The 21,552-nt window shown below is 57.0% G+C and carries 16 protein-coding genes; 10 read left to right on the top strand and 6 right to left on the bottom strand.

What is annotated here, in order from left to right; genetic code table 11:
• Nucleotides 1–62 precede the first annotated feature (62 nt).
• Nucleotides 63–1,178 (top strand): macrolide transporter subunit MacA, encoded by a 1,116-nt coding sequence (gene macA / locus BMW97_RS06745; protein ID WP_045908400.1) that lies wholly within the window; start codon nt 63–65, stop codon nt 1,176–1,178.
• Nucleotides 1,175–3,115 (top strand): macrolide ABC transporter ATP-binding protein/permease MacB, encoded by a 1,941-nt coding sequence (gene macB, locus BMW97_RS06740; protein WP_045908399.1) that lies wholly within the window; start codon nt 1,175–1,177, stop codon nt 3,113–3,115. The genes macA and macB overlap by 4 nt, the downstream gene beginning before the upstream one ends.
• Before the next feature lie 70 nt (nt 3,116–3,185).
• Here the strand turns inward: macB and cspD are convergent, their stop codons facing one another.
• Nucleotides 3,186–3,407 carry a cold shock-like protein CspD gene (gene cspD, locus BMW97_RS06735; RefSeq protein WP_008499993.1) on the bottom strand — a complete coding sequence of 74 codons (222 nt, stop codon included), beginning with the start codon at nt 3,405–3,407 and terminating at the stop codon, nt 3,186–3,188.
• A 267-nt stretch (nt 3,408–3,674) separates the two neighbouring features.
• On the opposite strand from cspD, the gene clpS reads away from it, so the two are divergent.
• The 3 genes from clpS (at nt 3,675) to BMW97_RS06720 (ending at nt 7,169) form a co-directional block, all read left to right on the top strand.
• A complete protein-coding gene (gene clpS / locus BMW97_RS06730) occupies nt 3,675–3,995 on the top strand; it encodes an ATP-dependent Clp protease adapter ClpS (RefSeq protein ID WP_006174393.1) in 321 nt (106 codons plus the stop codon).
• A 27-nt stretch (nt 3,996–4,022) separates the two neighbouring features.
• A complete protein-coding gene (gene clpA, locus BMW97_RS06725) occupies nt 4,023–6,302 on the top strand; it encodes an ATP-dependent Clp protease ATP-binding subunit ClpA (RefSeq protein WP_014831269.1) in 2,280 nt (759 codons plus the stop codon).
• 417 nt (nt 6,303–6,719) lie between these two features.
• On the top strand, nt 6,720–7,169 hold the full coding sequence (locus BMW97_RS06720; protein ID WP_032674456.1) for a hypothetical protein: 450 nt from the start codon (nt 6,720–6,722) through the stop codon (nt 7,167–7,169).
• A gap of 71 nt (nt 7,170–7,240) precedes the next feature.
• On the opposite strand, the gene infA is transcribed toward BMW97_RS06720, so the two are convergent.
• From infA to trxB, 5 genes are all read right to left on the bottom strand, one after another.
• A complete protein-coding gene (gene infA, locus BMW97_RS06715; protein ID WP_002211347.1) occupies nt 7,241–7,459 on the bottom strand; it encodes a translation initiation factor IF-1 in 219 nt (72 codons plus the stop codon).
• Between the two features lie 284 nt (nt 7,460–7,743).
• Complete coding sequence (gene aat / locus BMW97_RS06710; RefSeq protein WP_045908398.1) at nt 7,744–8,448, bottom strand: leucyl/phenylalanyl-tRNA--protein transferase; 705 nt, start codon at nt 8,446–8,448, stop codon at nt 7,744–7,746.
• A 45-nt stretch (nt 8,449–8,493) separates the two neighbouring features.
• Nucleotides 8,494–10,215, bottom strand: coding sequence for a heme ABC transporter ATP-binding protein/permease CydC (cydC, locus tag BMW97_RS06705; protein WP_045908397.1), 1,722 nt, complete (start codon nt 10,213–10,215; stop codon nt 8,494–8,496).
• Nucleotides 10,215–11,981 (bottom strand): heme ABC transporter permease/ATP-binding protein CydD, encoded by a 1,767-nt coding sequence (cydD, locus tag BMW97_RS06700; RefSeq protein ID WP_045908396.1) that lies wholly within the window; start codon nt 11,979–11,981, stop codon nt 10,215–10,217. The genes cydC and cydD overlap by 1 nt, the downstream gene beginning before the upstream one ends.
• Before the next feature lie 114 nt (nt 11,982–12,095).
• The gene (trxB, locus tag BMW97_RS06695) at nt 12,096–13,064 is read right to left on the bottom strand and encodes a thioredoxin-disulfide reductase (RefSeq protein ID WP_032638969.1); all 969 of its coding nucleotides are present in this window, start codon (nt 13,062–13,064) and stop codon (nt 12,096–12,098) included.
• A 544-nt stretch (nt 13,065–13,608) separates the two neighbouring features.
• Between trxB and lrp the strand changes: the two genes are divergently transcribed.
• From lrp to serS, 5 genes are all read left to right on the top strand, one after another.
• Entirely contained in the window at nt 13,609–14,103 is a 495-nt protein-coding gene (lrp, locus tag BMW97_RS06690; protein ID WP_000228469.1) for a leucine-responsive transcriptional regulator Lrp, read from the top strand.
• A 135-nt stretch (nt 14,104–14,238) separates the two neighbouring features.
• Entirely contained in the window at nt 14,239–17,922 is a 3,684-nt protein-coding gene (locus BMW97_RS06685) for a DNA translocase FtsK 4TM domain-containing protein (protein WP_045908395.1), read from the top strand.
• A gap of 128 nt (nt 17,923–18,050) precedes the next feature.
• Nucleotides 18,051–18,665, top strand: a complete 615-nt coding sequence (gene lolA, locus BMW97_RS06680; protein WP_024907806.1) for an outer membrane lipoprotein periplasmic chaperone LolA — start codon at nt 18,051–18,053, stop codon at nt 18,663–18,665.
• Nucleotides 18,666–18,674: 9 nt separating this feature from the next.
• Nucleotides 18,675–20,018: a replication-associated recombination protein RarA gene (gene rarA, locus BMW97_RS06675; protein ID WP_008499984.1), complete on the top strand. Its 1,344-nt coding sequence runs from the start codon at nt 18,675–18,677 to the stop codon at nt 20,016–20,018.
• Between the two features lie 92 nt (nt 20,019–20,110).
• A complete protein-coding gene (gene serS / locus BMW97_RS06670; protein WP_045908394.1) occupies nt 20,111–21,403 on the top strand; it encodes a serine--tRNA ligase in 1,293 nt (430 codons plus the stop codon).
• Nucleotides 21,404–21,552 lie beyond the last annotated feature (149 nt).

Raw genomic sequence — 21,552 nt, 5'->3', positions numbered from 1 at the left:
TTGAGGAATCGTTTAGATAGAATCAGCATTTATCATTGCCAGAACATTTATTTGGAATATTTATGAACCTCAAGGGAAAACGCAGAACGCTGTTTCTGCTGCTGGCGGTCGTGGTGTTAGCCGGTGGGTACTGGCTATGGCAGGTGCTGAATGCGCCGGTGCCGCAGTATCAGACGCTGATTGTTCGCCCGGGCGAACTGCAGCAAAACGTCCTCGCGACGGGTAAGCTTGATGCCCTGCGCAAGGTTGACGTCGGCGCGCAGGTCAGCGGTCAGCTGAAAACGCTGTCGGTTGAGATTGGCGATAAGGTGAAAAAAGGCCAACTGCTCGGCGTGATCGATCCTGAACAGGCTGAGAACCAGATCCGCGAGGTGGAAGCCACGCTGATGGAGCTGCGCGCGCAGCGTGCGCAGGCGCAGGCAGAGCGTAACCTGGCCCAGGTGACGCTGACCCGTCAGCAGGCGCTGGCCAAAACCCAGGCGATCTCGAAGCAGGATTTAGACACGGCCACCACGGAACTGGCGGTGAAGCAGGCGCAGATTGGCACGATTGACGCGCAAATCAAACGCAACCAGGCCTCGCTGGATACGGCAAAAACCAACCTCGACTACACCCAGATCGTGGCGCCGATGGCCGGTGAGGTCACTCAGATCACCACGCTGCAGGGGCAGACGGTGATTGCCGCGCAGCAGGCGCCAAACATTCTGACGCTGGCGGACATGAGCACCATGCTGGTCAAAGCCCAGGTCTCCGAGGCGGATGTGATCCATCTGAAGCCGGGGCAGAACGCCTGGTTTACGGTGCTGGGCGACCCGCAGACGCGCTACGAAGGCGTGCTGAAAGACATTCTGCCGACGCCGGAAAAAGTGAACGACGCAATCTTCTACTATGCCCGTTTTGAAGTGCCGAACCCGAAGGGCGTGCTGCGTCTCGACATGACCGCGCAGGTGCATATTCAGCTGACTGGTCTGAAGAACGTGCTGACCATTCCGCTCTCTGCGCTGGGTGAATCCGCCGGGGAGAGCCGCTATAAAGTGAAAGTGCTGCGCAACGGCGAAACGCGCGAGCGCGAAGTGGTGATTGGTGCGCGCAACGACACCGACGTGGTGGTGGTGAAAGGGCTGGAAGAGGGCGAGGAGGTTGTTGTCAGTGAAAGCCTGCCCGGAGCCGCGAAATGACGGCATTGCTTGAGCTGAAGGACATTCGCCGCAGCTATCCGTCGGGCGATGGGCCGGTGGAGGTGCTAAAAGGCATCTCCCTTCGGGTAGAAGCGGGCGAGATGGTGGCGATTGTCGGGGCATCGGGTTCCGGTAAATCGACGCTGATGAACATTCTCGGCTGTCTGGATAAGCCGACCAGCGGGACCTATCGCGTGGCTGGAACGGATATCTCCACGCTGGATGGCGACGCGCTGGCGAAGCTGCGTCGGGAGCACTTCGGCTTTATCTTCCAGCGTTACCATCTGCTTTCTCACCTCAATGCCGCGCAGAACGTGGAAGTTCCGGCGGTCTATGCGGGCGTCGAGCGGAAAAAACGGCTCGAACGCGCGCAGATGCTGCTGACGCGTCTGGGGCTGGCGGAGCGGGTGGAGTACCAGCCCTCGCAGCTGTCCGGCGGCCAGCAGCAGCGCGTGAGTATTGCCCGTGCCCTGATGAACGGCGGGCAGGTGATCCTCGCGGATGAGCCAACCGGCGCACTCGACAGCCATTCCGGCGAAGAGGTGATGGCGATCCTGCACCAGCTGCGCGATCAGGGGCACACCGTCATCATCGTGACCCACGATCCGCAGGTGGCGGCGCAGGCGGAACGGATCATTGAGATCCACGACGGCGAGCTGGTCAGCAACCCGCCGCCGCGTGAGTCCAGAGCTGCGGCGCCGAAAGAAGTGCTTCCGGCATCAACCGGCTGGGGACAATTTTCCAGCGGCTTTCGTGAAGCACTGACCATGGCCTGGCTGGCGATGGCGGCCAATAAAATGCGTACCCTGCTGACCATGCTCGGCATCATCATCGGTATTGCCTCAGTGGTGTCGATTGTGGTGGTGGGCGACGCGGCCAAGCAACTGGTGCTGGCGGATATCCGCGCAATCGGCACCAATACCATTGACGTCTATCCTGGTAAAGACTTCGGGGACGACGAGCCGCAGTATCAGCAGGCGCTGAAATACGACGATCTGGCGGCCATTCAGAAGCAGCCGTGGGTCAACTCCGCCACGCCTGCGGTGTCGCAGAACCTGCGCTTGCGGGTGGGCAATGTTGACGTGGCAGCCAGCGCGAACGGCGTCAGCGGGGATTATTTCAACGTCTACGGTATGACCTTCAGCGAAGGCGCCACCTTCAACGCCGAGCAGCTGGCGGGCAGGGCGCAGGTGGTGGTGCTGGACGCGAATTCGCGCAGACAGCTCTTCCCCAATAAAGCCAACGTGGTGGGCGAAGTGATCCTGGTCGGCAACATGCCTGCCACGGTCATCGGTGTGGCGGAAGAGAAACAGTCGATGTTTGGCAGCAGCAAGATCCTGCGCGTCTGGCTGCCCTATACCACCATCTCCGGGCGGATTATGGGGCAGTCCTGGCTCAACTCCATCACCGTGCGCGTGAAGGAGGGCTACGACAGCGCGCTGGCCGAGCAGCAGCTGGAGCGGCTGTTAACCCTGCGCCACGGGAAGAAGGATTTCTTCACCTGGAATATGGACGGCCTCTTGAAAACGGCGGAAAAGACCACACGTACTCTTCAGCTGTTCCTCACACTGGTGGCGGTGATTTCGCTGGTCGTCGGCGGTATCGGGGTGATGAACATCATGCTGGTGTCGGTAACCGAACGAACCCGGGAGATTGGCATCCGCATGGCGGTCGGGGCCAGAGCCAGCGACGTGCTGCAGCAGTTTTTGATTGAAGCCGTGCTGGTGTGTCTGGTCGGCGGTGCGATGGGGATTGCGCTCTCGATGATGATCGCCTTCGCGCTCCAGCTCTTTTTACCCGGCTGGGAGATTGGCTTCTCGCCGGTGGCCATTATTACCGCATTCTTGTGTTCGACCTTTACCGGCATTTTGTTTGGCTGGTTGCCCGCCCGCAACGCGGCGCGGCTGGATCCGGTGGATGCGCTGGCTCGGGAATAACCCGAAAATAAAAATGCCAGCCGATCGGGCTGGCATTTTGACTGCGGGATGTACACAATAAAACAGAGAGCTATGCAACCGTCTCTGCTTCAATGGGGACGATAAGGCTTGCATGATTGCCTTTTGGTCCCTGGTGTACATCGAACCGGACGGACTGCCCGGCTTTGAGCGTTCTGTAACCATCCATCTGAATGGTGGAATAGTGAGCGAAGATATCCTCGCCGCCGCCTTCGGGGCAGATGAAGCCAAACCCTTTGGCGTTGTTGAACCACTTAACAGTACCCATTTCCATGCTTCGACATCCTTCGTAAATCTTATAAGTTAAGATGGAATGAACCGGTGGTGGAGTGGGGGCTGTTCAAAACCTCGCCATCTCACGCTTGTACAATTTAGAGAAACGAAAGAAGTCGTCAAGCGTTTGGCGCTGGAGATGGGACAATAATCAACCAAAGTTTGAAGCAGTTAACGCTATTGCAACAGTTTGTGACAGACATCGCGGATGACAGTAATAGATGATTGTTATCTAACATCTGAGGTAGATTCAAAGTGGTTATGCAAAATGGGTAAGACCAACGACTGGCTGGATTTTGACCAGCTGGCGGAAGACAAAGTGCGTGACGCGCTAAAACCGCCATCTATGTATAAAGTTATGTTAATGAACGATGATTACACGCCGATGGAATTTGTTATTGACGTGCTACAAAAGTTCTTTTCTTATGATGTAGAACGTGCAACGCAACTGATGCTTACCGTTCATTATCGTGGCAAAGCTATCTGCGGCATCTTCACTGCCGAAGTGGCGGAAACCAAAGTGGCGATGGTGAACGACTATGCGAGGGAGAACGAGCATCCGTTGCTGTGTACGCTGGAAAAGGCCTGATAAGGCATAAAATTGGGGGAGGTGCCTATGCTCAATCAAGAACTGGAACTCAGTTTAAACATGGCTTTCGCCAGAGCGCGTGAGCACCGACATGAGTTTATGACCGTCGAGCATTTACTGCTCGCACTGCTTAGCAACCCATCTGCCCGCGAAGCGCTGGAAGCCTGCTCCGTGGATCTGGTGGCGCTACGTCAGGAACTCGAAGCCTTCATCGAACAAACCACACCGGTGCTGCCAGCCAGTGAAGAGGAGCGCGACACGCAGCCGACGCTCAGCTTCCAGCGTGTGCTGCAGCGCGCGGTATTCCACGTCCAGTCTTCCGGACGTAGCGAAGTGACTGGCGCAAACGTCTTAGTCGCCATCTTCAGCGAGCAGGAGTCACAGGCTGCCTATCTGCTGCGCAAACACGAAGTCAGCCGCCTCGATGTGGTTAACTTTATCTCTCACGGAACGCGCAAAGACGAGCCTAACCAGGCATCGGATTCCAGCAATCAGGTCAATAACAATGAAGAGCAAGCAGGCGGGGAGGATCGTATGGAAAACTTCACCACCAACCTTAATCAGCTTGCTCGCGTTGGCGGTATCGACCCGCTGATTGGTCGCGATAAAGAGCTGGAGCGCGCGATCCAGGTGCTGTGCCGTCGCCGCAAGAACAACCCGCTGCTGGTGGGGGAATCTGGCGTGGGTAAAACCGCAATTGCCGAAGGGCTTGCCTGGCGCATTGTGCAGGGCGACGTGCCGGAAGTGATTGCCGACTGCACCATCTACTCGCTGGATATCGGCTCGCTGCTGGCGGGCACGAAATACCGCGGTGATTTTGAAAAACGCTTCAAGGCACTGTTAAAACAGCTGGAGCAGGATACCAACAGCATCCTGTTTATCGATGAGATCCACACCATCATCGGCGCGGGTGCGGCCTCCGGCGGCCAGGTGGATGCGGCTAACCTGATCAAACCGCTGCTCTCCAGCGGCAAGATCCGCGTGATTGGCTCCACTACCTACCAGGAGTTCAGCAACATCTTTGAGAAAGACCGTGCGCTGGCGCGCCGCTTCCAGAAAATCGACGTGACCGAACCGTCCGTCGAGGAAACGGTGCAGATCATCAACGGCCTGAAGCCGAAGTACGAAGCGCACCATGACGTGCGTTATACCGCGAAAGCGGTGCGTGCGGCGGTGGAGCTGGCGGTGAAATACATCAACGACCGTCATCTGCCGGATAAGGCGATTGACGTGATTGATGAGGCAGGGGCACGTGCGCGTCTTATGCCGGCCAGCAAGCGTAAGAAAACCGTTAACGTGGCGGATATTGAGTCCGTGGTGGCCCGCATCGCGCGTATCCCTGAGAAAAGCGTCTCTCAGAGCGACCGCGACACGCTGCGCACCCTCGGCAATCGCCTGAAAATGCTGGTCTTTGGTCAGGATAAAGCCATTGAGGCCTTAACCGAAGCGATCAAGATGGCCCGTGCCGGGCTGGGGCATGAGCACAAGCCTGTCGGTTCCTTCCTGTTTGCCGGCCCGACCGGCGTGGGGAAAACCGAGGTAACGGTTCAGCTCTCCAAAGCGCTGGGCATCGAGCTGCTGCGCTTTGATATGTCCGAGTATATGGAGCGTCACACCGTCAGCCGTTTGATCGGTGCGCCTCCGGGATACGTGGGCTTTGACCAGGGCGGCCTGCTCACCGACGCGGTGATCAAGCATCCGCACGCGGTACTGCTGCTCGATGAAATCGAGAAAGCGCACCCGGACGTGTTCAACATCCTGCTGCAGGTGATGGACAACGGGACGCTGACCGACAACAACGGGCGCAAAGCGGACTTCCGTAACGTGGTGCTGGTGATGACCACCAACGCCGGGGTACGTGAAACCGAGCGTAAATCTATCGGCCTGATCCACCAGGATAACAGCACCGATGCGATGGAGGAGATCAAGAAGATCTTCACGCCGGAGTTCCGTAACCGTCTGGACAACATCATCTGGTTCGATCACCTGTCTACCGAGGTGATCCATCAGGTCGTGGACAAGTTCATCGTCGAGCTGCAGGTTCAGCTGGATCAGAAAGGCGTGTCGCTGGAAGTAAGCCAGGAGGCGCGCAACTGGCTGGCCGAGAAAGGCTACGACCGTGCGATGGGCGCCCGTCCGATGGCGCGTGTGATTCAGGACAACCTGAAGAAACCGCTGGCGAACGAGCTGCTGTTTGGCTCGCTGGTGGACGGCGGCCAGGTGACCGTGGCGCTGGACCAGGCGAAGAACGAACTGACGTACGATTTCCAGAGTGCGGCGAAGCACAAGCCGGAAGCGGCTCATTGATTTCTTACGTAGGTCTTAAAAACCGGGCAATAGCCCGGTTTTTTTATGTCTGCTTTTCTCCCTCTCCCTGTGGGAGAGGGTTGGGGTGAGGGCAACAGACCGCAGAGGAATTTTGCGAGGCGCTTTCCAGTTTCGTACGATGTTGGTTGCTGGATAAATCCACAGTAATAAAATGGCGGCGCACCTGCAAAATCAGGTGCCGGGATTGGCGTCCTGAAAGTGTGTGAGCAGCAGTAATGCTGCAGGCTTCGTTCGCCCTCAGGAAAAGGGTATAATTCTGCATCTGGCGGGCGAATCGGAAGCTTCTATTGAAGCGCCAGTAGCACACACACTGGTACGCCAATTCCTTTTCGTCCGCCGCCAGCAAATTGGCGTTTACTGCGGTGGTAAATTCAAAGTGTGTGAAGGAATTACCCAATGAATACAGAAAACAATTTCGCCCATTTATACAGCGAACTCTCCCTCAATCCCGATCTTCCTACCTTGGCCGAGCGCTGCAACCTGCTCACCGAAATCCTGCTGGATTGCAAATCACTCCCACAAACGCAGCCCGTATGTCTTTGCCTCGCGGCTTATCTGGAAGAGGTAAAATCCGGCCTCACAGAATCCATGCGTGATTTTCAGATAGTGGAATTTGAGGATGAATCGGAACAACCGCGACAAAAGGAGTGGCTGCTAGAAGATACAGAAACAAAGTGTGATTACTGCCGGGCGTTGAATCATGTGTTGCTGGTATCGCATTTTGACCGCGATATGCTGCCGCACCTGACGGGATTACTCCATGACATGGCTCATTCTATGGCGGGGGATTTAATCGCTCCTGCACAACCGTGGATGACAATACTTCTTCCGACGCAGCAACACTAACGCCACAAATAAAAAAGGCCGGGATTAACCCGACCTTTTAAATATTCATCTGCCATTACAGGCGAAAACAATTAGCGACTACGGAAGACAATGCGGCCTTTGCTCAGGTCGTACGGGGTCAGTTCAACAGTCACTTTGTCGCCCGTCAAAATGCGGATGTAGTTTTTGCGCATTTTACCGGAGATGTGCGCAGTTACCACGTGACCGTTTTCCAGCTCTACGCGAAACATGGTATTAGGCAACGTATCAAGTACGGTACCCTGCATTTCAATATTGTCTTCTTTGGCCATCTAATCCTCTGGGGTATCACTACCAAGTTTTGAACCGGCAAGATAATGCCGAAATTCATCAATTAAGTAAAGAATTGCGCGATTAAAACGCAGCAAAACAGTTTCGGCGCATTGCCCAAGCGTCACGGTACAACCGAACAGGAAGCGCATTCGTAAAGGGGAGACAACAGGATAAACGTCAGGACGTTATCTGAAGCGAGGGTCCCAAACGGCGGCGGGGCAACAGGCAGAAGCTACTCTGCGGCATAATTATAACACCCTCACAAAAAATATGCGGAAAACATTTAGGCATTGGGCATAAAGAGCGTTCTCGGTATCCAGAAGTCGCGGGGGAGCTTCTCCTGACGACTGGCATCCAGATGCTCGATGTACTGGCGTCGCGGGATCTCAACGGCGCCGAGAGAAGCCGTGTGCTCGTTAAGCACCTGACAATCGATCAGGCGTCCACCGCGCTGGGCAAATGCCTGGCTGAAGACCAGCAGCGCCGTTTTCGAGGCATTCACCGCGCGGGAGAACATCGATTCGCCGCAAAACAGCGTCCCCTGTGCCACGCCATACATGCCGCCGACGAGTGCTCCACCGTCCCATACCTCGATGGAGTGAGCGTAGCCAAGCTCATGAAGCTGGTGGTAGGCGGTAATGATATCGCGGGTTATCCATGTTCCCTCAAAGCGGTCTTCGGCACAGCCTTCAATGACCTGTCCAAAGGCGTGGTTCAGGGTGACGCGGTAGGGGGATTTCGCATGGAAACGCTTCATGCTGCGGCTCAGGTGAAACTGCTCTGGCCACAGCACGGCACGCGGATCGGGAGACCACCATAAAATGGGGTCGCCGGGAGAAAACCAGGGGAAGATTCCGCGCTGGTACGCCATCAATAGCCGCGCAGGGCTGAGGTCACCGCCAAGGGCCAGCAGCCCATTGGGCTCACGCAGCGCCCCTTCCGGAGAAGGGAACGCGATATTATGACGAGAAAGCTGGACCAGGCGCATGACAGCAAAACTCCAGTACGCGAGTGAGGACGCTACAAATATAGTCTACAGACGCTGTTTAAACTGGTAGTAGCGACCCTGTTTCGCCAACAGCTCTGCGTGACTACCTTGCTCAATAATGTGTCCGTTGTCCATCACAATTATTCGATCAAAACTCGCCAGTCCACGCAGGCGGTGCGTGACCATCAAGACGGTTTTACCGGTCATGACATTGGCCAGTAAATCAAGGATTTGGCTCTCGGTCGTGGCGTCCAGCCCTTCGGTGGGCTCGTCAAGCAGCATCAGCGGCGCATCGTGCAGCAGCGCGCGTGCAATCGCCAGGCGGCGCAGTTCACCGCCGGAGAGTTGACGACCGCCTTCGCCCAGCCAACTGTTCAATCCCTCGTCCTCAAGCAGCTTATGCAGACCGACCTGTTCCAGCATGGCGCGAAGCGCATCATCCGTGGCCTCTGGGGCTGCCAGCAGCAGGTTATCGCGCAGGGTGGCGCTGAACAGATGCACGCGCTGCGGAACGACGCTGACCGTTTTGCGCAGGGCCTGCTCGCTGAAATCAGTCAGCGACGTGTCATTAAAACGAATCTGGCCGCGCTGCGGATCCCAGGCGCGGGTCAGCAGCTGCAGCAGCGTCGATTTACCACAGCCGGTACGGCCGAGGATCGCAATCCGCTGACCGGCATTAACAGAAAGGGTAATACCGTCCAGCGCGTTCTGCGCCTGTTTGTCGTAGGCGAAAGTGACATCTTCCAGCGTCAGTGCAACCTGCTCTGGTACCACGGTCTGCCCGGCACTGAACGTGACTTCAGGTTTCTGCTCGGCAATCTGGGTGATGCGCAGGGCAGAGGCGATGACCTGCCCCAGATGCTGGAAGGCGCCCGTCACCGGGGCCAGCGCTTCAAACGCGGCCAGCGCACAGAAGACGAAAAGGGCAATAAGCGGACCCGGCTGTGTATTTCCCCCGATATCGCCGGATGCCAGCCACAGCATGGCTATTACCGCCACGCCGCCGATCAGCATCATCAGCGCCTGAGAGAAGGCCGTCAGCTCCGACTGGCGGCGCTGAGCCTCATGCCAGTTCAGCTCCGTGCTTTCCATCCGCGCGCGGTAGCGCTTGCTGGCACCAAAAATGGTCAGCTCCGCCTGCCCCTGAAGCCAGGCGGTCAGCTGCTGACGGTAGTCCCCGCGCAGGCGCGTCAGGTTTTCCCCGTTGGATTTCCCGGCGCGGTAAAACAGCGGCGGCAGAATGATAAGCGTCAGCAGCATGATCCCACCCAGCGTCAGCGCAACGGGGACATCCAGAACAGACAGCCCCAGCGTGACCACCACAATCACCACAAACGCGCCCACGATCGGGGAAATCACCCGCAGGTAAAGATGATCCAGCGTGTCGACATCCGCCACCACGCGGTTAAGCAACTCGCCCTGACGAAAACGCGCCAACCCGGCAGGGGAGAGGGGCAGCAGTTTGCTAAAGGTATAGATACGCAGGTGCTGCAGCACGCGGAAAGTGGCGTCGTGGCTGACCAGCCGTTCGAAATAGCGTCCGGCAGTACGGGTGATGGCGGTACCGCGAACCCCGGCAGCCGGAAGCATGTAGTTGAAGCTGTATAATCCGGCGAACCCCGCGACGGCCGAGGCCGACAGGAACCAGCCGGAAAGCGTGAGCAGGCCGATGCTGGCGAGCAGCGTGACAATAGCCAGCACAATACCCAGCGTCAGCATCCATTTGTGGCGTTTATAGAGCACCAGGTAAGGTAGCAGAGCGCGCATCAGATATCCTCCTGACGGTTCGCCAGCAGGGTAGCAAATGGCCCCTGGGCGGCAACGAGAGAGGCGTAATCGCCTTGCTCAACAATACGGCCGTTTTCCATGACCCAGATCTGGTCCCAGTCGGCAATCCCTTCCAGCTGGTGGGTGACCATCAGGGTGGTTTGCTGCAGGGAGGCGGCGTTAAGCGCTTCCATGACGCGCTGCTCGCTGTGTGCGTCAAGGCTGGCTGCCGGCTCGTCCAGCAGCATCAGCTGGCATGGGTTGAGTAGCGCGCGGGCAACGGCCACACGCTGCGCCTGCCCGACCGACAGCCCGGCGGACTGGTCGCCGACAACAGTATCCACCCCTTGCGGCAGCAGCGGCAGAAACTCGCTAACCCAGGCGCGGTCGAGAACCGATTGCAGTTCATCTTCACGCGCGTCCGGGCGCGCCAGAAGCACATTTTCGCGCAGTGTAGCGGCGGGAAGCTGTGGGTTCTGGCCTACCCAGCTGAGCTGTTTACGCCAGGCGTCAGGGTCGAGATTGCGCAGTTCGGTTTTGTTGATCCGCAGTGAACCGGTGTAGGCCATAAAACCGGACAACGCGTTCAGCAGAGAACTTTTCCCGGAACCGCTGATGCCGACAAGGACCACGCGTTGTCCGGCAGGTAAGGTAAAGTTCAGCGGACCGGCGAGCACTTTGCCTTCGGGCGACAGAATGGAAAAGTCCTGCGCTTCAATGGTCACCGGATCTTTCGCATTCAGCGTCACGTCACCGCGCTCCGGGTGGGCCAGCGGCGTTTCCAGGAACGTTTTAAGGCTATCGGCGGCGCCAACCGCCTGAGCTTTGGCGTGATAGAAAGTTCCCAGATCGCGAAGCGGCTGGAAAAACTCCGGCGCCAGGATCAGCGCCAGGAAACCGGCGGAAAGGGTCACCGCCGTGCCGTAGTGGCCGAAATCCAGCGCGCCGAGGTAGGAGAAGCCGAAGTAGACCGCCACAAGGGCAATCGACAGCGAGGTGAAGAATTCCAGTACGCCTGAAGACAGGAAGGCGAGGCGTAGTACTTCCATGGTGCGCTGACGGAAGTCCTGTGACGCCAGGCGAATATTTTCGGTTTCTGCTTCACCGCGGCCAAAAATGCGTAACGTCTCCATGCCGCGCAGACGATCGAGGAAATGACCGCTTAAGCGACCCAGTGCGAGGAAGTTACGGCGGTTGGCATCCGCAGCCCCCATGCCGACCAGCGCCATAAACAGCGGGATCAGCGGGGCGGTGCCCATCAGAATCAGCGCCGCCATCCAGTTCACCGGGAAGATGGCGATCACGATCAGCAGCGGAACGAAGACGGCAAGGGCCATCTGTGGCAGATAGCGCGCGTAGTAGTCATGCATATCGTCAATCTGCTCAAGGATCAGCGTCGCCCAGCTACCGGCCGGTTTACCCTGGATCCACGCGGGCCCGGCTTCCTGAAGCCTGTCGAGCACCTGACGGCGGATCTCGTAGCGTATGTGCTGTCCGGCGTGAAAACCGACACGCTCACGTAGCCACACCACCCAGGCGCGCAGGATAAAAATCAGGATCAGGACAATAAAGGGCAGCAGGAGCGCTTCGCGTGGAATGTTCTCCATGATCATGTGATTAAGAATGCGGGCCAGCAGCCATGCCTGGGCAACAATCAACAGACCGCTGACGAAACCCAAAAGACGGGAAATCATAAGCCAGCGGCGGGAAAGAACGCTTTGCTGTTTCAGCCAGCGTGTTAACTCTTGTTGACGGGTTTTTTCCATTGCGTACTTTGCAGGTGACGTTATTAGAAGTTGGGCAGCGCAATGTTACAACGGGGAGACAATAAAGGCGACTTATCGCCGCCTTTATTTACGTTTGTTACTGACTTGTAAAGATTATTTACCTTGTTCAGCCAGCCCATCGAGGTAGCGTTCAGCGTCCAGCGCGGCCATACAGCCGGTGCCCGCAGAGGTGATCGCCTGACGGTAAATATGGTCCATCACGTCGCCGGCCGCGAACACGCCCGGGATGCTGGTCTGGGTCGCGTTACCGTGAATGCCGGACTGCACTTTGATGTAGCCGTTTTCCAGCTCAAGCTGACCGTCGAAGATCGCGGTGTTCGGGCTGTGACCGATCGCCACAAACAGACCCGCCACTTCCAGCGTTTCGACGTTATCGGTGTTCTGGGTATCACGGATACGCAGACCGGCAACGCCCATCTGGTCTCCCGTCACCTCTTCCAGGGTACGGTTGGTGTGCAGCACGATGTTGCCGCTCGCCACTTTGTCCATCAGACGTTTGATCAGGATCTTCTCCGCGCGGAAGGTTTCGCGGCGGTGGATCAGGTGCACTTCAGAGGCAATGTTCGCCAGATACAGCGCTTCTTCCACGGCAGTGTTGCCGCCGCCGATGACCGCGACCTTCTGATTGCGATAGAAGAAACCGTCGCAGGTGGCGCAGGCAGAAACCCCGCGGCCTTTAAACGCTTCTTCGGACGGCAGACCGAGATAGCGGGCAGAGGCACCGGTTGCAATGATCAGCGCGTCACAGGTGTATTCACCGCTGTCACCCGTCAGGCGGAACGGACGGTTCTGCAGGTCGACCTTATTGATGTGATCGAACAGAATTTCGGTTTCGAATTTAGCGGCATGCTCGTGCATACGCTCCATCAGCAGCGGCCCGGTCAGGTCGTTCGGGTCGCCTGGCCAGTTTTCCACTTCGGTGGTGGTGGTCAGCTGACCGCCTTTTTCCATGCCGGTGATTAATACCGGGTGCAGGTTAGCGCGTGCAGCATAGACCGCCGCGGTATATCCCGCAGGTCCAGAACCAAGGATTAGCAGCTTACTGTGTTTGGCCGTGCCCATGAGATCCCCATTGTTGTTGGCAGACATTTGGCTGGATTGTAGGGAATTTGTTGCCGTAAAAAAAGAGCGCAGCAATTTTGATATCAATCTGTGTAATAGCCATGGACGATGAATCGCGCGCGATAACATCACGCTTTCTCCAGAAAAGCGGTCGTTTGTAAGGCAATAAAATGAGGATTAATACCCTGCCGCAATGAATATCCGGCATGTTGTACTAAAAAACGATGTTTTGCTTTGACAATCCCCTGCGCTTTTGCGAAAACATTCAAGGAAGAAAAAAAACCGCGTTAACCGTATGCCGCATAGGCATGCACGTAAATGCCATTTTTACCGGGTCAGTGAAATCTACGCATGGCGTGGACAGACGCCATACGTGATGTCGGTGACTGCCTTCGGGCAACGGTCTTCTTACCAACAGAACCCGAATCCGCATCGCGTCTATTACATAATCAGGCGATGTCATGACTAACGGGTACAGGCTCTGAACAGTGATGTGCACAGGGTCCAGGCAGGAGTAGGGAAGGAATACAGAGAGACAATAATAATGGTAGATAGCAAGAAGCGCCCTGGCAAAGATCTCGACCGTATCGATCGTAACATTCTTAATGAATTGCAAAAGGATGGGCGTATTTCCAACGTCGAGCTTTCAAAACGTGTGGGACTTTCCCCGACGCCGTGCCTTGAGCGTGTGCGCCGACTGGAAAGACAGGGTTTTATTCAGGGCTATACGGCTCTGCTGAACCCGCATTATCTGGATGCCTCACTTCTGGTATTTGTTGAGATTACTCTGAATCGTGGTGCGCCGGATGTGTTTGAGCAATTTAACGCCGCTGTACAAAAACTTGAAGAAATTCAAGAGTGTCATCTGGTGTCCGGTGATTTCGACTACCTGTTGAAAACCCGTGTGCCTGATATGTCCGCCTACCGTAAGCTGCTGGGGGAAACCCTGTTGCGTCTGCCGGGCGTGAACGACACCCGTACATACGTGGTGATGGAAGAGGTCAAACAGAGCAATCGTCTGGTTATTAAGACGCGCTAACACGGAACAGGTGCAAAATCAGCGTAGTTTGATTACACTCCTGTTAATCCATACAGCAACAGTGCCGGGGAGTCCCGGCGCTGTTGTCCGTTTTAGCAAACAGGCAGGATATGCCTGATACCTGGAGAGCCTTTCTTGAGCCAGGAATACACTGAAGACAAAGAAGTCACACTATCGAAGCTAAGCAGCGGACGTCGTCTCCTCGAGGCTTTGCTGATTGTTATTGCCCTTTTTGCCGTCTGGCTGATGGCAGCCTTACTCAGTTTCAACCCCTCGGATCCCAGCTGGTCACAAACTGCATGGCATGAGCCTATCCATAATTTGGGCGGTGTCCCCGGTGCCTGGCTTGCGGACACGCTGTTCTTCATTTTCGGTGTGATGGCCTACACCCTTCCCGTCATTATCATTGGCGGATGCTGGTTTGCGTGGCGTCATCGTCAGAACGATGATTACATCGACTATTTCGCCGTCTCGCTGCGCCTGATTGGCGCGCTGGCGCTGATCCTCACCTCCTGCGGGCTGGCGGCGATTAACGCCGATGATATCTGGTACTTCGCCTCTGGCGGGGTGATCGGCAGCTTATTAAGTTCTGCGCTCCAGCCGATGCTGCACAGCAGCGGCGGCACGCTGGCGCTGCTGTGCATCTGGGCCGCCGGGCTGACGCTGTTTACCGGCTGGTCCTGGGTGAGCATTGCCGAGAAAATTGGCAGCTTTATCCTCACCATTCTGACTTTTGCCAGCAATCGTACCCGCCGTGACGATACGTGGGTGGATGAAGACGAATACGAAGATGAAGAGGAAGATGACGCGCCTGTGCAGCGTCGTGAGTCTCGTCGTGCCAGAATTTTGCGCGGCGCGCTGGCGCGTCGCCAGCGTGTTGCTGAGAAATTTGCCAACCCGCTCGGCCGTAAAACCGATGCGGCGCTCTTCTCCGGTAAACGCATGGATGAAGACGAGCAGGTGGCGTATCGCGCTGCGGGTGTCGCCGTCGATCCTGACGATGTGCTCTTCTCCGGCAGCCGGGCCACGCCCGGGGACTTTGACGAATACGACCCGCTGTTAAGCGGCCACTCGGTCACCGAACCGGTAGCAGCCGCGGCCGCCGCGACGACTGCAGCCCAGGCGTATGCCGCGCCTGTCGACGCCGTGATGCCATCCGCGCCGGTCCCGCCACCGGAATCCGTTATTCAGCAGCCTCAGGTTGAGTGGCAGACTGCGCCGGGTGTTCACACGCCAGAGCCCGTCATTGCGCCTGAACCTGAAAGCTACATCCCCGTGCAGCAGGAACAGTGGCAGCAGCCTTATCAGCCGCCGCAGCCTGAGTATGAACCGCAGCAATATCAGCAGCCAGTGGCTCAACCGTATCAGGAGTACGTGCCTGAACCGGTTGAACCTGTGCAGCCTTATGTTGCACCGCAGCCTGAACCTGAGCCTGAAATCGTGGAAGAGGTGAAGCCTGCCCGTCCACCGCTGTACTATTTTGAAGAAGTCGAAGAGCGCCGCGCGCGTGAACGCGAACAACTGGCCGCCTGGTATCAGCCTGTGCCTGAACCAGTGCAGGAGCAGGTTACGAAAGCGCCTTCTGTTTCTGTTCCACCTGTCGATCCGACGCCTGCTGTTGCACCCGTAGCGGAAAGCGTGAAGCAGGCTACCGCGGCGGCGGCCGTGGCTGCACCCGTCTTTAGCCTGGCAACCGGGGGGGCACCTCGTCCTCAGGTGAAAGAGGGGATTGGTCCGCAGCTGCCTCGTCCTAACCGCGTCCGCGTGCCAACCCGCCGTGAGCTTGCTTCTTATGGCATCAAGCTGCCTTCCCAGCGTATGGCTGAAGAAAAAGCGCGCGAGTCTGAGTACGACGATGATGCTGATGAAATGCAGCAGGACGAGCTGGCCCGCCAGTTCGCTGCCCAGCAGAATCAGCGCTACGGTGAAGAGTATCAGCACGATGAACCGGCGCTGGAAGACGACGATGACGCCGCAGAAGCGGAACTGGCGCGTCAGTTTGCCGCCACCCAGCAGCAGCGCTATTCTGGTGAACAACCGGCTGGTGCAAATCCGTTCTCGCTGTCGGACTTTGAATTCTCGCCGATGAAAGATCTGGTGGATGATGGCCCAAGCGAGCCTTTATTTACCCCGAGTGTGATGCCGGAAGCTGAGCCTGTGCGCCAGCCACCGGCACCGCAGGCCTACGCGCAGCCGCAACAGCCCGTTCAGCAGCCGTATACACAGCCGCAGCAGCCACCACAGCCGCCGCAGTTCCAGCAGCCTGCGCCTCAGCCTCAGGAGAGCCTGATTCACCCGCTGCTGATGCGTAACGGTGACAGCCGTCCGCTGCAGCGTCCAAGTACGCCGCTGCCGTCTCTGGATCTGTTAACGCCGCCGCCGTCAGAAGTTGAACCGGTTGATACCTTCGCGCTGGAGCAGATGGCGCGTCTGGTGGAGGCCCGTCTGGCTGACTTCCGTATCAAGGCGGACGTGGTGAACTACTCGCCGGGTCCTGTGATCACCCGTTTTGAACTGAACCTGGCGCCGGGCGTAAAAGCCGCGCGTATTTCCAACCTGTCCCGCGACCTGGCGCGTTCGCTGTCGACCGTGGCAGTGCGCGTGGTGGAAGTGATACCGGGTAAACCTTACGTTGGTCTTGAGCTGCCGAACAAGAAACGCCAGACCGTTTACCTGCGTGAAGTGCTGGATAACACCAAGTTCCGCGATAACCCCTCCCCGCTGACCGTGGTGCTGGGCAAAGATATCGCGGGCGAGCCGGTGGTGGCAGACCTCGCAAAAATGCCTCACCTGCTGGTCGCGGGTACTACCGGTTCCGGTAAGTCCGTCGGTGTGAACGCCATGATCCTCAGCATGCTCTATAAAGCGCAGCCGGAAGATGTGCGTTTCATCATGATTGACCCGAAAATGCTCGAACTGTCGGTCTATGAAGGTATTCCTCATCTGCTGACCGAAGTGGTTACCGACATGAAAGACGCCGCCAACGCTTTACGCTGGAGCGTGAATGAGATGGAGCGTCGCTACAAGCTGATGTCTGCGCTGGGCGTACGTAACCTGGCCGGTTATAACGAGAAAATCGCCGAAGCGGCGCGCATGGGACGTCCGATTCCGGATCCGTACTGGAAGCCGGGTGACAGCATGGATGCCCAGCATCCGGTGCTGGAAAAACTGCCTTATATCGTGGTGCTGGTCGATGAATTCGCTGACCTGATGATGACCGTCGGTAAGAAAGTGGAAGAGCTGATTGCCCGCCTGGCGCAGAAAGCGCGTGCGGCCGGTATTCACCTTGTGCTGGCGACCCAGCGTCCTTCCGTGGACGTTATCACCGGTCTGATTAAAGCGAACATTCCGACGCGTATCGCCTTTACCGTATCGAGCAAAATTGACTCGCGTACTATTCTTGACCAGGGCGGTGCAGAATCGCTGCTGGGTATGGGTGACATGCTCTATTCCGGTCCGAACTCTACCTCTCCTGTGCGTGTTCACGGCGCGTTCGTGCGCGACCAGGAAGTGCACGCGGTTGTGCAGGACTGGAAAGCGCGCGGTCGTCCGCAATATGTCGATGGCATCACCAGCGACACGGAAAGCGAAGGCGGCGGTGGCTTTGACGGCGGTGAAGAGCTGGATCCGTTATTCGATCAGGCGGTTAACTTCGTTACCGAAAAACGTAAAGCATCTATCTCCGGCGTACAGCGTCAGTTCCGCATCGGCTATAACCGCGCTGCGCGCATCATCGAGCAGATGGAAGCGCAGGGCATTGTGAGTGAGCAGGGGCATAACGGTAACCGCGAGGTGCTGGCACCGCCACCGTTTGATTAACCTTCCGCAATTGCAAAGAAGGGTAAATCAGGCAAAATTAAGCATTTTCTTCTGTCGCCTGCCTTCGGGTAGGTCCAGAATAGAAGACGGAAACCCCCTATCGGGAAGACGTATTTTAAGGAATAACAATGAAAAAAATCGCCATCGCCTGTGCATTACTCACCAGTTTTGTCGCCAGCAGCGTCTGGGCTGATGCAGCCAGCGACCTTAAAAGCCGACTGGATAAAGTAAGCAGCTTCCACGCCAGCTTCACACAAAAAGTGACGGACGGCAGCGGCAACGCGGTGCAGGAAGGTCAGGGAGATTTGTGGGTAAAACGCCCCAATCTCTTCAACTGGCACATGACCCAGCCGGATGAGAGCATCCTGGTCTCTGACGGTAAAACCCTATGGTTCTTCAACCCGTTCGTTGAGCAGGCCACGGCGACCTGGCTGAAGGATGCGACCAGCAATACGCCGTTTATGCTGATTGCCCGTAACCAGGCCAGCGACTGGCAGCAGTACAATATTAAACAGACAGGTGACGAATTTGTCCTGACGCCGAAAGGCAGCAACGGCAACCTGAAGCAGTTCACCATCAATGTCAGCACTAACGGTACCATTAATCAGTTCGGCGCGGTTGAGCAGGACGATCAGCGCAGCAGCTATCAGCTCAAGTCTCAGCAGAACGGCGCCGTTGATGCATCGAAATTCACCTTTACCCCGCCGAAGGGCGTAACGGTGGACGACCAACGCAATAAGTAAGAGGCGTGAGTGGGCAATCTGTCGCTCGATTTTTCAGATAACGCGTTTCAACCTCTGGCCGCACGTATGCGGCCAGAAAATTTAGCGCAGTACATCGGCCAGCAGCACCTGCTGGCTGCCGGTAAGCCCTTGCCGCGCGCCATTGAGGCGGGGCATTTGCACTCCATGATCCTCTGGGGGCCACCCGGCACCGGTAAAACGACCCTCGCTGAAGTGATTGCCCGCTATGCCAACGCAGACGTCGAACGTATCTCGGCGGTGACGTCCGGCGTGAAGGAGATCCGCGAAGCGATCGAGCGTGCGCGGCAGAACCGCAATGCCGGGCGGCGCACCATTCTCTTTGTGGACGAAGTCCACCGCTTCAACAAGAGTCAGCAGGATGCTTTCCTGCCGCACATTGAAGACGGCACGATCTTCTTCATCGGCGCGACCACCGAAAACCCGTCGTTTGAGCTGAACTCGGCGCTGCTTTCCCGCGCGCGCGTTTACCTGCTCAAATCGCTGACGACCGAGGATATCGAAAAGGTTCTTACTCAGGCGATGGACGACAAATCGCGCGGCTACGGGGGGCAGGATATCGTTCTGCCTGACGAGACGCGTCGTGCGATTGCGGAACTGGTTAACGGCGATGCGCGTCGGGCGCTGAACACGCTGGAGATGATGGCCGATATGGCCGAAGTCGACGATGCCGGCAAGCGGGTGCTGAAGCCGGAACTGCTCACCGAAATTGCCGGGGAACGCAGCGCGCGGTTCGATAATAAAGGTGACCGTTTTTACGATCTCATTTCGGCCCTGCATAAGTCCGTGCGCGGCAGCGCGCCGGATGCGGCACTGTACTGGTACGCGCGTATTATCACTGCGGGCGGCGATCCGTTATACGTCGCGCGCCGCTGTCTGGCGATTGCCTCAGAAGATGTCGGCAATGCCGATCCTCGCGCCATGCAGGTCGCTCTGTCGGCCTGGGACTGTTTCACCCGGGTTGGACCTGCGGAAGGCGAGCGTGCCATTGCGCAGGCGATTGTCTATCTGGCCTGTGCGCCAAAAAGCAATGCCGTCTATACCGCGTTTAAGGCCGCGATGTCTGACGCACGCGAACGCCCGGACTACGATGTACCGGTTCATCTGCGTAATGCGCCGACCAAACTGATGAAAGAGATGGGGTATGGGCAGGAGTACCGCTACGCTCATGATGAACCCAATGCCTACGCCGCCGGGGAGGAATATTTCCCGCAGGAGATGGCACAAACGCGCTATTATCACCCCACAAACAGAGGTCTTGAAGGCAAGATTGGTGAAAAGCTCACCTGGCTCGCCGGACAGGATCAAAATAGCCCTATAAAACGCTACCGTTAGTTCAGTCGTTGCGGTAATGTTGGCAATTGTATCCTTGTGACCGCAGGCTGTGGTCACATTTCCTATTTTAATTCGATAAGCACAGGATAAGCATGCTCGATCCCAATCTGCTGCGTAATGAGCCAGACGCAGTCGCTGAAAAACTGGCACGCCGGGGCTTTAAGCTGGATGTAGATAAGCTGCGCGCTCTTGAAGAGCGTCGTAAAGTTCTGCAGGTACAAACTGAAAATCTGCAGGCAGAGCGTAACTCTCGATCGAAATCCATCGGCCAGGCGAAAGCGCGCGGGGAAGATATTGAGCCATTACGCCTGGAAGTGAACAAGCTGGGTGAAGAACTGGATCAGGCGAAAGCGGAGCTGGATGTTCTTCAGGCCGAAATTCGTGATATTGCCCTGGCTATCCCGAATATTCCTGACGACAGCGTGCCTGTCGGCAAAGATGAAAACGACAACGTTGAAGTGAAACGCTGGGGTACGCCTCGTGAGTTTGACTTCGAGGTGCGCGATCACGTGACGCTGGGCGAAATGCACGCGGGCCTGGATTTTGCGGCAGCGGTTAAGCTGACCGGTTCTCGCTTCGTGGTGATGAAAGGCCAGATTGCCCATCTGCACCGTGCGCTGGCGCAGTTCATGCTGGATCTGCACACCGAGCAGCATGGCTACAGCGAAACCTACGTGCCGTATCTGGTCAACCACGATACGCTGTACGGTACGGGCCAGCTGCCGAAATTTGCCGGCGATCTGTTCCATACCCGTCCGCTGGACGAAGAAGCAGACAGCAGCAACTACGCGCTGATCCCAACCGCGGAAGTGCCGCTGACTAACCTCGTGCGTGATGAGATCATCGACGAAGACGATCTGCCGATCAAACTGACGGCGCACTCTCCGTGCTTCCGTTCTGAAGCCGGTTCTTACGGTCGCGACACGCGCGGTCTGATCCGTATGCACCAGTTCGACAAGGTTGAGATGGTGCAGATCGTTCGTCCTGAAGAGTCCATGGACGCGCTGGAAGAAATGACCGGCCACGCGGAGAAAGTGCTGGAGCTGCTGGGTCTGCCGTACCGTCGTATGGCGCTGTGCACCGGTGATATGGGCTTTGGCGCCTGCAAAACCTTCGATCTGGAAGTATGGGTGCCTGCGCAGAACACCTACCGTGAAATCTCCTCCTGCTCTAACGTCTGGGATTTCCAGGCGCGCCGCATGCAGGCACGCTGCCGCAGCAAATCTGACAAGAAAACCCGTCTGGTGCATACCCTGAACGGTTCTGGTCTGGCTGTGGGCCGTACCCTGGTTGCCGTGCTGGAAAACTACCAGCAGGCAGACGGTCGTATCGAGATCCCTGAAGTGCTGCGTCCATACATGAAAGGCCTGCAGTACATCGGTTAATATTTGCCTTAAAACAAAAAAGCGCCTCAGGGCGCTTTTTTTATGCCTTTGATTTGATACGACGCAATAACCCCTCCCTCTAAAGTAGTAATACTCCTCCGAATGAAAGTCAGCATAAAACGCTGATAACGAAAAAATTCGTTATATAT

Origin of the sequence: Enterobacter sp. NFIX58, assembly GCF_900110475.1 — a bacterium.
GTDB classification, from domain to species: domain Bacteria; phylum Pseudomonadota; class Gammaproteobacteria; order Enterobacterales; family Enterobacteriaceae; genus Enterobacter; species Enterobacter quasiroggenkampii.
This window is presented reverse-complemented; position numbering and strand designations above follow the sequence as displayed.